Annotated in this window: 15 protein-coding genes; 11 read left to right on the top strand and 4 right to left on the bottom strand. The window is 40.2% G+C overall.

Annotation, left to right across the window (positions count from 1 at the left end; translation table 11 throughout):
- Window positions 1-44 precede the first annotated feature (44 nt).
- Window positions 45-311 carry a hypothetical protein gene (locus BMX30_RS23420; RefSeq protein ID WP_170843793.1) on the bottom strand — a complete coding sequence of 89 codons (267 nt, stop codon included), beginning with the start codon at window positions 309-311 and terminating at the stop codon, window positions 45-47.
- Window positions 312-413: 102 nt separating this feature from the next.
- On the opposite strand from BMX30_RS23420, the gene BMX30_RS04745 reads away from it, so the two are divergent.
- Window positions 414-1,136: a pseudouridine synthase gene (locus BMX30_RS04745; RefSeq protein WP_090741698.1), complete on the top strand. Its 723-nt coding sequence runs from the start codon at window positions 414-416 to the stop codon at window positions 1,134-1,136.
- Between the two features lie 63 nt (window positions 1,137-1,199).
- On the opposite strand, the gene BMX30_RS04740 is transcribed toward BMX30_RS04745, so the two are convergent.
- Entirely contained in the window at window positions 1,200-1,421 is a 222-nt protein-coding gene (locus tag BMX30_RS04740) for a DeoR family transcriptional regulator (protein WP_090741696.1), read from the bottom strand.
- Between the two features lie 578 nt (window positions 1,422-1,999).
- Here BMX30_RS04740 and pepV point away from each other — a divergent pair.
- The 6 genes from pepV (at window position 2,000) to BMX30_RS04710 (ending at window position 9,426) form a co-directional block, all read left to right on the top strand.
- Window positions 2,000-3,424: a dipeptidase PepV gene (gene pepV, locus BMX30_RS04735; protein ID WP_090741852.1), complete on the top strand. Its 1,425-nt coding sequence runs from the start codon at window positions 2,000-2,002 to the stop codon at window positions 3,422-3,424.
- An 11-nt stretch (window positions 3,425-3,435) separates the two neighbouring features.
- The gene (gene dat, locus BMX30_RS04730; protein WP_090741694.1) at window positions 3,436-4,290 is read left to right on the top strand and encodes a D-amino-acid transaminase; all 855 of its coding nucleotides are present in this window, start codon (window positions 3,436-3,438) and stop codon (window positions 4,288-4,290) included.
- A gap of 263 nt (window positions 4,291-4,553) precedes the next feature.
- Window positions 4,554-5,126, top strand: coding sequence for an RNA 2',3'-cyclic phosphodiesterase (thpR, locus tag BMX30_RS04725; protein ID WP_090741692.1), 573 nt, complete (start codon window positions 4,554-4,556; stop codon window positions 5,124-5,126).
- A gap of 231 nt (window positions 5,127-5,357) precedes the next feature.
- Complete coding sequence (locus BMX30_RS04720; RefSeq protein WP_090741690.1) at window positions 5,358-6,275, top strand: diacylglycerol/lipid kinase family protein; 918 nt, start codon at window positions 5,358-5,360, stop codon at window positions 6,273-6,275.
- A gap of 29 nt (window positions 6,276-6,304) precedes the next feature.
- A complete protein-coding gene (gene pulA / locus BMX30_RS04715; protein ID WP_090741688.1) occupies window positions 6,305-8,446 on the top strand; it encodes a type I pullulanase in 2,142 nt (713 codons plus the stop codon).
- A 206-nt stretch (window positions 8,447-8,652) separates the two neighbouring features.
- A complete protein-coding gene (locus BMX30_RS04710) occupies window positions 8,653-9,426 on the top strand; it encodes a phosphotransferase family protein (protein ID WP_090741686.1) in 774 nt (257 codons plus the stop codon).
- Here BMX30_RS04710 and BMX30_RS04705 read toward each other — a convergent pair whose 3' ends face one another.
- On the bottom strand, window positions 9,427-9,705 hold the full coding sequence (locus BMX30_RS04705; RefSeq protein WP_090741684.1) for a YtzH-like family protein: 279 nt from the start codon (window positions 9,703-9,705) through the stop codon (window positions 9,427-9,429).
- A gap of 167 nt (window positions 9,706-9,872) precedes the next feature.
- On the opposite strand from BMX30_RS04705, the gene trmB reads away from it, so the two are divergent.
- Both trmB and BMX30_RS04695 read left to right on the top strand, forming a co-directional pair.
- Complete coding sequence (gene trmB / locus BMX30_RS04700; protein WP_090741682.1) at window positions 9,873-10,514, top strand: tRNA (guanosine(46)-N7)-methyltransferase TrmB; 642 nt, start codon at window positions 9,873-9,875, stop codon at window positions 10,512-10,514.
- A 105-nt stretch (window positions 10,515-10,619) separates the two neighbouring features.
- On the top strand, window positions 10,620-11,459 hold the full coding sequence (locus BMX30_RS04695; RefSeq protein WP_090741681.1) for a YtnP family quorum-quenching lactonase: 840 nt from the start codon (window positions 10,620-10,622) through the stop codon (window positions 11,457-11,459).
- Window positions 11,460-11,488: 29 nt separating this feature from the next.
- Here the strand turns inward: BMX30_RS04695 and BMX30_RS04690 are convergent, their stop codons facing one another.
- On the bottom strand, window positions 11,489-11,803 hold the full coding sequence (locus BMX30_RS04690) for a PepSY domain-containing protein (RefSeq protein ID WP_090741679.1): 315 nt from the start codon (window positions 11,801-11,803) through the stop codon (window positions 11,489-11,491).
- A 193-nt stretch (window positions 11,804-11,996) separates the two neighbouring features.
- On the opposite strand from BMX30_RS04690, the gene BMX30_RS04685 reads away from it, so the two are divergent.
- Both BMX30_RS04685 and BMX30_RS04680 read left to right on the top strand, forming a co-directional pair.
- Window positions 11,997-13,070, top strand: coding sequence for a M42 family metallopeptidase (locus BMX30_RS04685; protein ID WP_090741677.1), 1,074 nt, complete (start codon window positions 11,997-11,999; stop codon window positions 13,068-13,070).
- A gap of 62 nt (window positions 13,071-13,132) precedes the next feature.
- A complete protein-coding gene (locus BMX30_RS04680; protein ID WP_090741675.1) occupies window positions 13,133-13,663 on the top strand; it encodes a DUF84 family protein in 531 nt (176 codons plus the stop codon).
- The last annotated feature ends 24 nt before the right edge of the window (window positions 13,664-13,687 follow it).

The raw sequence follows: 13,687 nt of genomic DNA, 5'->3' as shown, positions 1-13,687 counted from the left end.
AATCCCTGCATTGCGATATGCAGGGATTTTCTTATCATTAACTTTTAATAATATGTTTCATAATCAGGGCGGTTCATTCCTAAGCGGCGTTCAATCCGGTCTACTCTACGATCAAGTCTTTGGATTTGGCGCTCAAGTTGATCTAGTCTACGGTCAACATTTCCTCCGCCAGGGAATCCGCCACCAGGGAATCCGCCACCAGGAAAGCCACCGCCTGGAAATCCACCACCAGGGAATCCGCCTCCGGTACCGCCGCCAGGGAATCCTGGGAAAAATTGAGTTTGACCTTGTTGTCTATAGTCCATCATCATTCTCATCTCCTTTGTGTTTTAGCTAGTAAAGCATGATAATAGTCTATGTGGAGAGAGTAAAAAGGAGTGGGCTCTTGCCTATAGAAATTGGAGTGATACATAATGCGAATTGATAAAATGCTGTCCAATATCGGACACGGTAGCCGTAAGGAAGTGAAAAAACTTTTAAAAGACGGTGCTGTACAAGTCAATGAAAAAGTGGTAAAGGACCCTGGATACCATGTCGATACCGAAAAGGATTCAATTACTGTTCATGGGGAAGAGGCTCAGTACCGTGAGTTTATTTATTTAATGATGAATAAACCTCCAGGTGTTATTTCAGCTACCGAGGATGACCGTGATGAAACCGTCATCGACCTTCTTGAACTTGATGATTCGATATTTGAACCTTTTCCAGTCGGAAGGCTTGATAAGGATACAGAGGGGCTTCTTCTAATAACAAATGATGGGCAATTAGCTCATAGGCTTCTTTCGCCGAAAAAACATGTTCCTAAGACGTACTTTGCTGTGATTGAGGGTGAAGTGACAGAAGAGGATATACTTGCTTTCAAAGAGGGAGTCGTCCTAGATGATGGGTACGAAACGAAGCCAGCTAAATTAAATATTCTTAAGTCAGGCATCAGGTCTGATATTGAGTTAACAATTACGGAAGGGAAGTTTCATCAGGTTAAGCGAATGTTCCAATCGGTTGGTAAGCGAGTTGTTTACCTTCAGCGGTTAACAATGGGGCCACTTTCCCTAGATGAATCATTAGAACTTGGAGAGTACCGAGAATTAACAGAGGAAGAATTAGAGGCGTTAATGAAGTACGAAGTTGAAGTGTAATTTTAATTAGGGGCTCTTCCGTAAAAATAGAACCGAAAAAATCGGTTCTATTTTTACTTTATACTAGGATGTCAGTTTCACCTTTTTTTGCGTTGTTGTCCACTTTCCACGGCTTGGACTTTCTACTAGCTCGTTATAGGCGAGGACATTTAAGTCTCGCTGTATGGTTCTCGGGGTAATGCCAAATTCTTCTACAAGATCCTGGGTTGTTACAGTCCCATTCTGACGAATGAACATGTAAATGGATTTGATACGGTTTATCATCCGGTTAGTTGAAGGTTTCAAACAACCACTCCCTATCCTAAATTAAACCCTTGACATTTTCTACAACCGACAGCTCATTGAAGATGAATCTTCGCCTTATGTAGTTTTCTTTTTTCCATCCATCCCCTTTTCGAAGCCTATTAGGTTAAGCCATACGCCTCTTTTCAACTATTTTACCCTTTATTAAGCTAAATTTCTACTAAATTGTCTAAATTAACAAAAAACTAGGCTGATTTTGGTGTTAATTGTTCGGAAATTCCCCCTTGCTAAATAAGACTGTTTTCGCAAACTTTGTTGTTATTGATAAAGGATGGTTTCGCTTCATTCGACCACTGATATCGAAGTTTACAATTACTTAAAACAAACTTTTAGAAAACAGCCTTAATTAATGTTAACTTACCATATGGCAATAGGTAGATGATTTATGATAAAAAATTGAAAATTTAGAAATATACAGGCCTAAAAAAGAGTTTGAAAAGGAGATGTAGAAGGATAAGATGATGTAAAATAGTAAAATAAGAAAGATGTTAGATAAATACATACAGTCATAAAATTAAGATTGTACATAAAGTTTTTAGATAATGGAGGCATGGCTATTGATGGAAAACATTCGTTGGTTTGAAGAAGTGGAAAAGCGGAAGGAAGAATTGATCCGTAATACTCAAGGGTTATTACAAATTAAAAGTGTGCTAGATGAGGAAAATGCTACAGCTGTTGCACCGCTTGGAGAGGGTATCAAGGAAGCATTAGACTTTATGCTTAATATTGGCGAAAAGGAGGGTTTTCTCACTAAAAATACCGGAAATTTGGCTGGTCACCTTGAGTTTGGTGAAGGCGAAGAAATCGTAGGGATTCTTTGTCATGTTGATGTGGTTCCCGAGGGAGATGGCTGGTCGAGCGACCCATATGCTGCTGACATTCGTGACGGCAAAATTTTTGCTCGAGGTGCGATAGACGACAAGGGGCCAACGATGGCTGCTTTTTACGCGATGAAGATTGTAAAAGAACTTGGGTTACCTCTAAAAAGACGCGTTCGAATGATTGTCGGAACGGATGAGGAAAGCAATTGGCGCTGTGTCGATCATTATTTTCAACATGAAGAAATGCCGGCGATGGGTTTCGCTCCAGATGCTGATTTTCCCATTATTTATGCCGAAAAAGGGATCGCAGATTTTGATATTGTAGCAGACGGAATAGAAACTGTTGAAGGAAGCGAAGAAGTGAAAGTTATTCGTTTTACATCTGGCAGAAGATATAATATGGTGCCAGACTTTGCTACCGCCTCCTTAGATGTATCAGGTAATCACACGGAGTTGATTCAAAGATATGAGGATTACAAGGAGAAGCATGGTCTTGGTGGCAATTGCCATGTTGATAACGGCTTGCTCGTTTTGACTATGGAAGGGGTTTCTGCCCACGGGATGGAGCCTGACAACGGAAAAAATGCCGGACTTTGCATGGCTTCTTTCCTAGTTGAGTTTAACCTGAATGAGGGTGCTAAAAATTATTTCCAGTTTGTCTGTAAGTATTTTGGGCGAGAATCACGTGGGAAGGAATTAGGAGTTGCCTATGCAGACGAGATAACAGGTGAATTAACGATTAACGTCGGGACACTGAGTTACTCGCAAGAGGTTGGTGGTCGTTTAGGTTTAAATATGAGATATCCGGTTACGACCCAACTTGAAGGAGTCAAAACGGCTTTAGATCAAATAGTTAAGGAAAAGGGATTTAGGATTGAGAACTTTACAAATTCGAATCCTCATCATGTTGATGAGAAGGATTTTCTAGTCCAAACTCTAAAAAAAGTATATGAAGAGCAAACTGGTGAAAAAGCAGAACTGATATCCATTGGTGGCGGAACGTATGCTCGGTCATTAAAATCGGGAGTTGCGTTTGGACCGTTATTTCCAGGAAGGCCTGATGCGGCTCATCAAAAGGATGAGTACATCATCATTGACGACATGTTAAAGGCGACAGCCATTTATGCGCAGGCAATTTATGAGCTAGCAGGTAAGATAGACTAGGAGGGTGAGAAATGTCATTTGTCATTAAAAACGGTGATTTAGTTGAAAGAACGGAAGCGGCCATTGATATTGAGGACCGTGGATATCAATTTGGGGACGGAGTTTACGAGGTGATTCGGGTATACAACGGAAAAATGTTCACAGGGAGTGAACATATTGATCGATTGTGGTCAAGTGCGTCAAGTATTGGGATTAAAATACCCTATACGAAGGAAGAGTTACAAAGTCAGCTTCAACAGTTGATTCAAAAAAATCAACTAGTATTAGGAACCGTCTATTTACAGTTTACTCGTGGGATTTCCCCCCGTAAGCACCCGTTCCCGACAGATGACGTCGTACCAACCTTTATTGCTTATACAAGAGAAGTAGACCGTCCAGTAAGCAAACTACAATCAGGTGTAAAAGCAATGATCACAGACGATATCCGTTGGCTACGTTGTGATATAAAAAGCTTAAATCTATTAGGTAATCTTCTTGCTAATCAAAAAGCGGCGGAGGCTGGTTGTGATGAAGCGGTTTTACATCGAGACGGGAGAGTAACGGAAGGTAGTCACTCAAATGTCTCGATTGTCAAACAAGGAGAGGTCTATACACATCCCGCAAATCATTTCATCTTAAATGGAATTTCTCGACAGCTTATGCTTGCCATTTGTCATAAAGAAGGCATTAAAGTGAACGAACAAGCATTTACACTAGAAGAGCTTTCCAAAGCGGATGAAATATTTTTAACCGGAACAACCGTTGAGGTGATGCCTGTGGTAGAGCTAGAGGGGACACCAGTGGGCGGAGGAAAGCCTGGAGAGTTAACCTTGAAACTACAGGAGCTTTTTAAACAAGAAATAGAATCTCAGTGTGGAAAACTATAAGGTAATGGGGAGGGATTGCTAACTAGGGCAATCCCTTCCCATTTTTATTAATGATTGTTGTTTGTCATTATTTTTGTGAAAAGCTCTGTTAAAGGACAATGTTGATTTTTCTAACCGTTGATTGCATCCTGGAGCAACAGAGCCTTTTTAAGAATCATAAAGTAGGACAATATTGAAATAATACAACTATCAAAAAATACGCTTCTCCAAATAGATATCTCATTGTTAAAATGAAATTGGAACCTAGAAAGGACGGTCTAGAAATGACCCAGACTAACCAACATTATTTTTATGCATTAGAACTACCACAGGAACTCAAAGCAGAGCTTGATAAGACTTGTGGAATCCTTCAAGAAGCGCTGCCTTTTAAACGCTGGGTTCATCATCAGGATCTCCATATCACCTTGGCGTTCTTAGGTCATGCAAACGAAGAGCAACTTGCTATATCGATGGAGAAACTGAATTCGCGGATACAATGCCCGTCTTTTGAACTTACTATTGATCATTTAGGTGTGTTTGGAAAAAGTGATTCACCTAGAATCTTTTGGACGGGAGTCAAACACGCACCGTTATTGCATCAAGCAAGGGATGAAGTTTACTCCGCTTGCTTGGATTCAGGATTTAAGCTAGAAACGAGACCCTTTAAACCACATATTACTTTAGCAAGGAAATGGTCAAATGACTTTCCATTTGAAACTGAAATGCTTGAAAAACAAAACCCTTTTAATAAGCGGAAATTCGTTTTCCAAGCAAACAATGTTGTTTTGTACAAAACTCATTTGGGAAAAGAACCAAAGTATGAAGCATTGGCAAGATTTCCACTCTCAGGTAATTAATCTAGTGTTTATTAAAAACGGATGATTCTTTCCCCATCTATGAACATACATTTTATAAGGCTCTCTTCTCAAACTTCGTTGCTTTTTTAGCTGAAACTAAGTTGTTGCTTTCGGAGACCAAGGAGCTTTAAAGCAAGTTATAGTGAGTTAAAAACGGCTTAGGATTTTAACAACCAACTTTACAAAAACATACTTTTATAAAACCATATGATTTTTTAAGGCGGAAACCAGATGTATTATTTCATTGTGAATCTTCAAGCTAGGAATGGCCAATGTCAAAGGGTTTGGAGAACAATTGAGGACGAACTCAAGGCGCTACTTGTCCCTTATAAGGTTTTTTTCACCGAATATTCGGGCCATGCTATAGAACTCAGTACCTCGATTATCCACGAGGCAAACGGCGATTCTATTATTATTGTGGTTGTAGGAGGAGACGGGACACTTCATGAAGTGGTTAACGGAGCAGTTCATCACTCAAACATCTCCATAGGATTCATACCAGGTGGTTCTGGTAATGATTTTTCGAGAGGGTTTCAAATTCCTAAAAATCCTAAAGATGCCCTTGCTTTAATCTTAGAGGGACGATTTCCAATCGATGTTGATACAGGAAAGATATGTACCGGGAAAGTACAGTCGTATTTTATCAATAATATGGGAGTCGGCTTTGATGCAACAATCTGTGAGGAAGTGAATCATTCAAAGCTAAAAGCGAAACTGAACCGTTTATCACTTGGAAGTCTGGTCTATGCAATTGTATTAATCAAGCTCCTATTTACCTATAAAAGCTCAGACATGAGAGTGAATATAGATGGACTCGAGCAGTCGTTTGAGAATGTGTGGTTTATAACCATTGCCAATCAGATTTACTTCGGTGGAGGAATGAGAATTTCTCCAGAGGCATCGGTTACCGATGGGTTGTTGGATCTTACGGTTGTCCAAAATCTATCAAGGTGGAAGCTGTTATTTGTTTTTATCACCGTTTTTTGGGGTGGACATACTCACTTTAGAGAAGTTAAAACATACACGGGCAAATCCATTTCCATTTATGCAGATGAAAAAGTGCTTGTTCATGCCGATGGTGAAGTAATCGGAAAAGCACCAGTGAAAGTCCAAGTTTGTGAGAATTCATTAAGGGTCTTAGCGGGCTAATAATGGATGGCTGAGGAGATGAAGTAGACATGATAGCCAATGATCGGGTGTTTAACGCCTATTTAGATGAAGTCCAGATGATTACGGTATTACTTCCATATTCCTATCACGGCGGAAACTCTTCAGCGTTTTATTTAACAGATGGGAACGAGAAAATTCAACTTAGAGTGAATGAGACCTTCCATCTAACCGATTCATTAAAATACGTTTGTTCTAGTCCCATGAAGCCAGAGATAGGAAAAGAGTATAATATTATTGATGAGCATGGAGGGAAGACAGACCTCCAAATAGGGGCGGTTATTCGGACAAATGAATTTGATGAAACATTTTATTATACGGGAAATGATTTAGGAGCGAAGCTACAGTCTTCTCATACTGTGTTTAAGGTATGGGCACCGACAGCTTCTCAAGTTCAGCTAAAGTTAGCACAAGATGATAATAGTACTCCTATTTTTAAAAGGATGTCTCGTGGAGAAAAAGGCGTTTGGTCTATCATTGTTGAGGAAGGGCTAGAATGTTATCGATATAGTTATCATGTTCGTATCAATGGAGAGTGGCGGGAGGCTGTTGATCCCTATGCAAACGCAGTAACCATTAATGGGAGGATGGGAGTGGTTGTTGATTTAGAGAAAACGAGAGTAGAACAACCAGACCTCCCAAAGCTGGAAGATCCATGTGATGTCATTATCTATGAGACGCATATTCGTGATCTTACGATTCATCCCGCAAGTGGTGTTCATCATAAAGGGAAATTTCTAGGTGCCGCTGAAGTTGGGACCAAAAGTCCTTCAGGAACATCAACCGGATTATCATATATTAAAGATCTAGGCGTTACCCATATTGAATTTCTTCCGTTTAATGACTTTGCAGGGGTGGATGAACGAAACCCGGATAAGGACTACAATTGGGGATATAATCCGATCCATTTTAATGCGCCAGATGGAAGTTACTCAACAAACCCTGAAGAGCCTTATACAAGAATAGCGGAGCTGAAGCGCCTGATTGCTGCGGTTCATGCCGAGGGCCTTAGAGTCGTGATGGATGTCGTTTATAATCATGTGTATATTCGTGAGAGTTCTTCTTTCGAACAAATCGTGCCTGGTTACTTCTTTCGTCATGGGGATGATGGACTTCCGTCAAATGGAACGGGAGTTGGCAATGATTTTGCCTCTGAGAGGTTAATGGGGAGAAAGTTTATTTTAGACTCGGTTCGATACTGGTTGGAGGAGTATGGTCTTGATGGATTTCGATTTGATTTAATGGGAATTCTTGATATCGACACGATGCAGGCCATAAGAAAAATGGTCGATGATATCAACCCATCTACGATTATAATTGGAGAGGGCTGGGACTTGAATACACCCATTAAAGACAGCCAGAAAGCGACCATTGGGAATCAAGCGAGTCTCCCAAACATCGGACAGTTTAATGACTGGTTCCGCGACACGATAAAAGGCAGTACATTTAATCTTTATGATCGTGGATATGCATTAGGTAACGAACGGCTTACTGAAGCCGCCAAACAGGTTATAGCAGGTAGTGTGGGTATCGGTAAGCGAAAGAATGGTTTGTTCCTAGAGCCCGTACAAACCGTCAACTATGTTGAGTGTCACGATAACCATACCCTTTGGGATAAGCTAGAAGCGTGTCAACAGGACCATATGAAAAGGAGACATCGGTTAGCAACTTCCTTAGTCATCCTAGCCCAAGGGATTCCATTTATCCATAGTGGCCAAGAGTTTTTTAGAACGAAGCAAGGCATTGGTAATAGTTATCAGTCGTCTGATGATATTAACCGGATTGATTGGGAACGGAGAGATGCTGAACTAGAGAACGTTCAATATATTAAAGGAATCATAAAAATTAGACGTTCACACAAGGCATTCAGACTTCCTAGCACAAAGTTAATCCGTGAACACATCCATTTTTTACCAATACCTACTCCTATTATCGGTTACACTCTTTCAGAAGTAGGAAGGTTCGGAAAATGGAATTCCATACTGGTTCTGATCAATCCGTCAACAAAAAGGGAAAACTATCAGTTCCCTCAAGAAGAAAATGGGTGGAAAATATTAGCTGATCACGAGTATGCATCGGATCTGCCATTTCGTGAAATAGAGGGTGAAACTATTGATATAGAGCCTTGTGCACTCGTAGTTGCTGTAAGATAAACAGAAATTAGAAAAATATAACGGTAGATTTCCCAATGAATAACGCTTGCTGGGCTTGACGGGGAAAGCAAATAGGAGATAAAATTTAATAAGATAGCTATTGTGCCAATTTCGAGTCAATAGCTGTCTTTTTTATTCGTACGATACTTAATCATTGTAATCTCAGCAACTACCGAGATAGTGACATAAATTGAAGGTGAACAACTTTGGAAGATTTATTAGGTCAAGAATGGGAGATTATTCCTGCAGGTGGTGCCACTGGTGCAGCCTATTTTGCCCAGCATAAGGGACAACGCTTGTTTTTAAAACGGAACTCCTCTCCTTTTCTTGCAGTCTTATCTGCTGAAGGAATCGTCCCCAAGCTTATTTGGACAAAAAGATTAGAAAACGGTGATGTCATCACTGCTCAGCAATGGATGAACGGGCGAGAGCTAAAATCGGTTGATATGAGCGATTACCATGTTGCCAAACTACTAAAAAAGATCCACTGCTCCAAGCCACTTCTGAATATGCTAACTAGGTTGGGGAAAACACCAATTCAGCCGGAGACGCTTCTTCATCTTTTAATGGAAGAACTTGATGAGGAGGTTACAAGTCTACCAATAGTTGTGGAAGCAATGGAGTTTTTATCAAAAGAACTACCGAATATTGATTATCATGAAAAGGTTGTATGTCACTGTGATGTGAATCATAACAACTGGCTGTTAACGGAAAACAACCAGTTGTATTTGATTGATTGGGATGGTGCGATCATTGGTGACCCTGCAATTGATCTAGGTCTGTTGTTGTACTCTTATATTCCAAGAGAGAATTGGAACAGTTGGTTAGAGCGATATGGGCTTCCGATGACAGAGCACTTACGGCTCCGAATGAAATGGTATGTGATTGGCCAAGCCTTGACGTCGATTCAATGGCATAAAAACCAAAAGAGATTTCAGGAAATGGATAATTGGATTGACTTCCTAAATAAGGCAATGTAGTTAGGAGAAGCTTCCGATATTATTTACCCAACTCGAAAGATTTTCTTGGTTTGTTAAAATATGTTCGTCTAAATCCGAAGTATATTTACCATTCTGGCTATAATCGTAAATTTCCTGTAGAACAGGTTTTACGTTTTGATCAAGATTGGAATTGACCATTAGAGATTTTACCAGTCGTTCGAGCTGTTCGCATTCGGCAACAGAACCACAGCAGTCAGTTTGCTGATTTGTCAGGATATCAGTTAAAAGATTCACTTGGTCATGATAATTCAACGGCATAAGGCTCACCCTTTCACTTTTAATAATGGAAAAAGGAATCCACATAGCTATTTTGCGGATTCCTTTTTTCTTTATGCAGAAGTCTTCCTTAAATCCTGATTTAACTTGAAAAATAGTATGAGGACATGATATGTTTTGAACGATATGAATTTTACAGAGGTGTCTTGATGAGATTAAGAAATAAACCTTGGGCAAAGGATAAACTTTTGGAATACCCTCAGTATGTTGTCCATAACCCTGAACAGAATCGCGGAAAATGGAATGAAGTTTTTGATGCTCCACAGCCTCTTCATATAGAGATAGGGACCGGAAAGGGTCGGTTTATCACAGGGATGGCTAAAGCAAATCCACATATCAACTATATTGGGATAGAGATGCAGGAAAGTGTCATTGTATCTGCATTGGACAGAATAATTGAAGAGGAATTATCAAATCTAAAATTAATGAACGTAGATGCTGCGGAGTTGGCAAAATACTTTGCTCCTGGTGATGTAGACCGTGTCTATTTGAACTTCTCTGATCCTTGGCCGAAAACTCGACATGAAAAGCGACGTCTTACTTTTAAAAGTTTTCTCTCCGTTTATGAAGAAATTCTTGTACCAAAAGGGGAGATACACTTTAAAACCGATAACCAGGGACTATTTGAATATTCATTAAAGAGCTTTTCCGAATACGGTCTCTTGTTAAAGTATCTTAGCCTTGACCTACATCAAAGTGATTTTGAAGGCAATATTATGACTGAATATGAGGAGAAATTTTCCTCGCTTGGCAATCGTATTTACCGGTGTGAAGTGCAATACAAAAACTAAATACCCACAAAAGATCTGCTAGAACCATCGGCAGGTCTTTTGTTTGTTTTAAAGTTACTCGAAAAAATGTTAGAATTAACTGAAAATACTTTAGGGGGGATGAGAATGGAGAAACTGGAATTAACCAACATACGGTTTACATGGTTAAAGGGTGGTGTAACTCATCTTGATGGTGGAGCGATGTTTGGCGTCGTACCAAAACCATTGTGGTCTAGAAAGTATGACGTAAACGATAAAAACCAAATTGAATTACGAACCGATCCCATTTTAATTCAGGCAAATGGGAAAAATTATTTAGTTGAATCAGGGATTGGTAATGGAAAGTTAACTGACAAACAAAAACGTAACTTTGGTGTGGATGAGGAGTCAGAAATAGAGCAATCACTAGAGGCAATGGGACTGTCTCCTCTTGATATTGACTATGTTCTCATGACCCATATGCATTATGATCATGCTAATGGCTTAACTAAGGAGCAGAACGGGGAGTTTGTCTCTGTGTTTCCCAATGCTACCATTGTCAGCTCTGAAGTAGAATGGGACGAATTGAGGAACCCGAATATCCGTTCAAAAGCTACATACTGGAAAGAAAATTGGGAACCGATTCAAGAGCAGGTTGTCACGTTTAAAGAAGAATGGAATCACGGACCATTTAAAATGGTTCATACAGGCGGCCATAGTGACGGGCATTCCATCATCATTATTGAAGATGAAGGAGAGACTGTTGTTCATATGGCTGACCTAATGGCAACGCACGCCCACCAGAATGTACTTTGGGTGATGGCTTATGATGATTATCCAATGGATTCGATTGCTGGAAAGCAAAAGTGGATGAAATTTGCTCAAGAAAGAAATGCCTGGTTTACTTTTTACCATGATGCTGTTTATCGGGCTATTAAGTTAGATGAGTACGGGGCAATTACTACAGCGATAAAAAGAGAAAAGTAAAAAAAGGGGCCTGCGCATGGTGCAGGCCTTTAACTAATTAAATTCGTTTCAATAATTGTACCTGTCTTAGCATCTGCGATGAATTCATAGAGTTCAGCTCGACCGTCAAGGTTTCGGGTAATTCCACCTTTATAGACTTGATGTTCAATGGGAGATCGCAAAAAAGGCTCAGCCGTCATATTGATCCATGACCCGCTTATGGGCCCCTCTTTTTTAAAAGCAGCCTTCACCTGGTCAAGAACCTCTTCAGGGGAAACCGTTCCTCTCCGTGTAGCAGTTTCTTTTACAATCAAAGCACTAGCTATTCCCGTGCCTACACCTAGAAAAAAGTATTTCCAGTTCATTGCGGACCTCCTAATATAAATTAGATATTTAAAATATCATAACAAAAAACAATAGGGCTTCAAAGAAATAATATCTTTAAATGTAAGTCGATAGAACAGAATAATATTGGCATCCTATTTAGAAATTCTGTAAAATACAGATGTACATAAATTCTTTAGAGAGTCTAAATATACGCTATGAGGAGCTGCGAATATGAATGAACAGACATTAAATTTATTTAAAAACCTTACTGAATTGCCAGGGGCACCTGGGTTTGAACATTCAGTACGGCAATTTATGCGTGAACAAATAGAGCCTTATGCCGATGAAATGATCCAAGACAATTTAGGTAGTATCTTTGGAGTGAAAAAGGGAAACACAGCTGGTCCAAGGATTATGGTCGCAGGCCATATGGATGAAGTTGGTTTTATGGTTACTTCAATCACAAAGAATGGGATGATTCGTTTCCAGACTCTTGGTGGTTGGTGGAGTCAGGTTCTTTTAGCCCAACGAGTCCAAATCATAACGGATAAAGGTCCGGTAGTTGGGGTCATTGGATCAATACCGCCGCATTTGTTAGATGATGCCAAACGTAATAAGCCGATGGATATTAAGGATATGCTCATTGATATCGGTGCCGATGATAAGGAAGATGCGTTAAACATCGGAATTAAGCCAGGTCAACAAATCGTTCCAATCTGCCCATTTACACCAATGGCAAATGATAAAAAAATTCTCGCAAAAGCATGGGATAACCGCTATGGTTGTGGGCTGTCTGTAGAGCTTTTAAAAGAGTTACAAGGAGAAACCTTGCCGAACATCCTTTATTCTGGTGCTACGGTACAGGAGGAAGTCGGATTAAGGGGTGCACAAACGGCAGCGAACATGATTAATCCTGATCTTTTCTTTGCTCTTGATGCAAGCCCTGCTAATGATATGACGGGTGATAAAAATGAATTTGGCCAATTAGGAAAGGGAGCTCTTCTCCGCATTTTGGACCGTTCAATGGTTACCCATCGAGGGATGAGAGAGTTTATCCTTGATACCGCAGAAACACATTCTATTCCGTATCAGTACTTTGTTTCTCAAGGGGGAACAGACGCAGGAAGAGTACATATCTCGAATGAAGGTGTACCAAGTGCTGTCATCGGAATCTGCTCCCGTTATATCCATACACACGCTAGCATGATTCATGTGGATGATTACGCTGCTGCCAAAGAGCTGCTGGTTAAACTCGTAAAAGCATGCGATCAGTCAACAGTTGATACAATTAAACAAAATAGTTAGTGAACAAGTAGAGGCAGTTAACCTGTCTCTTTTTGTTGAAAAGAATGTCAGAGGTGAAAGTGATGATTATATCCGTTGGAACAAAGAACCCAGCTAAAATTGCAGCAGTCGAAGCAGTATTTAAAGATTATTCCAATGATATCGTGTCAGTAGATACGGATTCAGGTGTTAGAGCTCAGCCCTTATCCGACGATGAAACGATAAAGGGAGCCGTTAACCGTGCAGTTGCGGCCTTCAAAGAGTTTAATGCTGATATTGGAATTGGGCTCGAGGGAGGGGTCCATAAATCCGAAGCTGGTTTATTCCTTTGTAATTGGGGTGCACTGAAGGCAAATGGACTGGAACCAATTATTGCTGGAGGAGCCAGAATCCGCTTGCCTGACGAGATAGCTGAGCGTCTCTTGGAGGGGGAAGAACTTGGTCCAGTGATGGATGAATATACCAAAAGGCAAAATATACGCAAGAAAGAAGGAGCGGTTGGTGTCTTTACCAATGGTCGTGTGGATCGTTCAGAAATGTTCGCTCATATTATAAAGTTGCTTCTAGGACAATACGAATATCAACGAAATCAACTTGAGAACAATCCTAAATAAGGCAGTTTTTCGAAAAAATGAACA

The organism is Mesobacillus persicus, assembly GCF_900109925.1.
Classification (GTDB): Bacteria; Bacillota; Bacilli; order Bacillales; family Cytobacillaceae; genus Mesobacillus_B; species Mesobacillus_B persicus.
The sequence above is the reverse complement of the archived record's forward strand: the minus strand, read 5'-3'. Positions and strand labels throughout refer to the sequence as shown.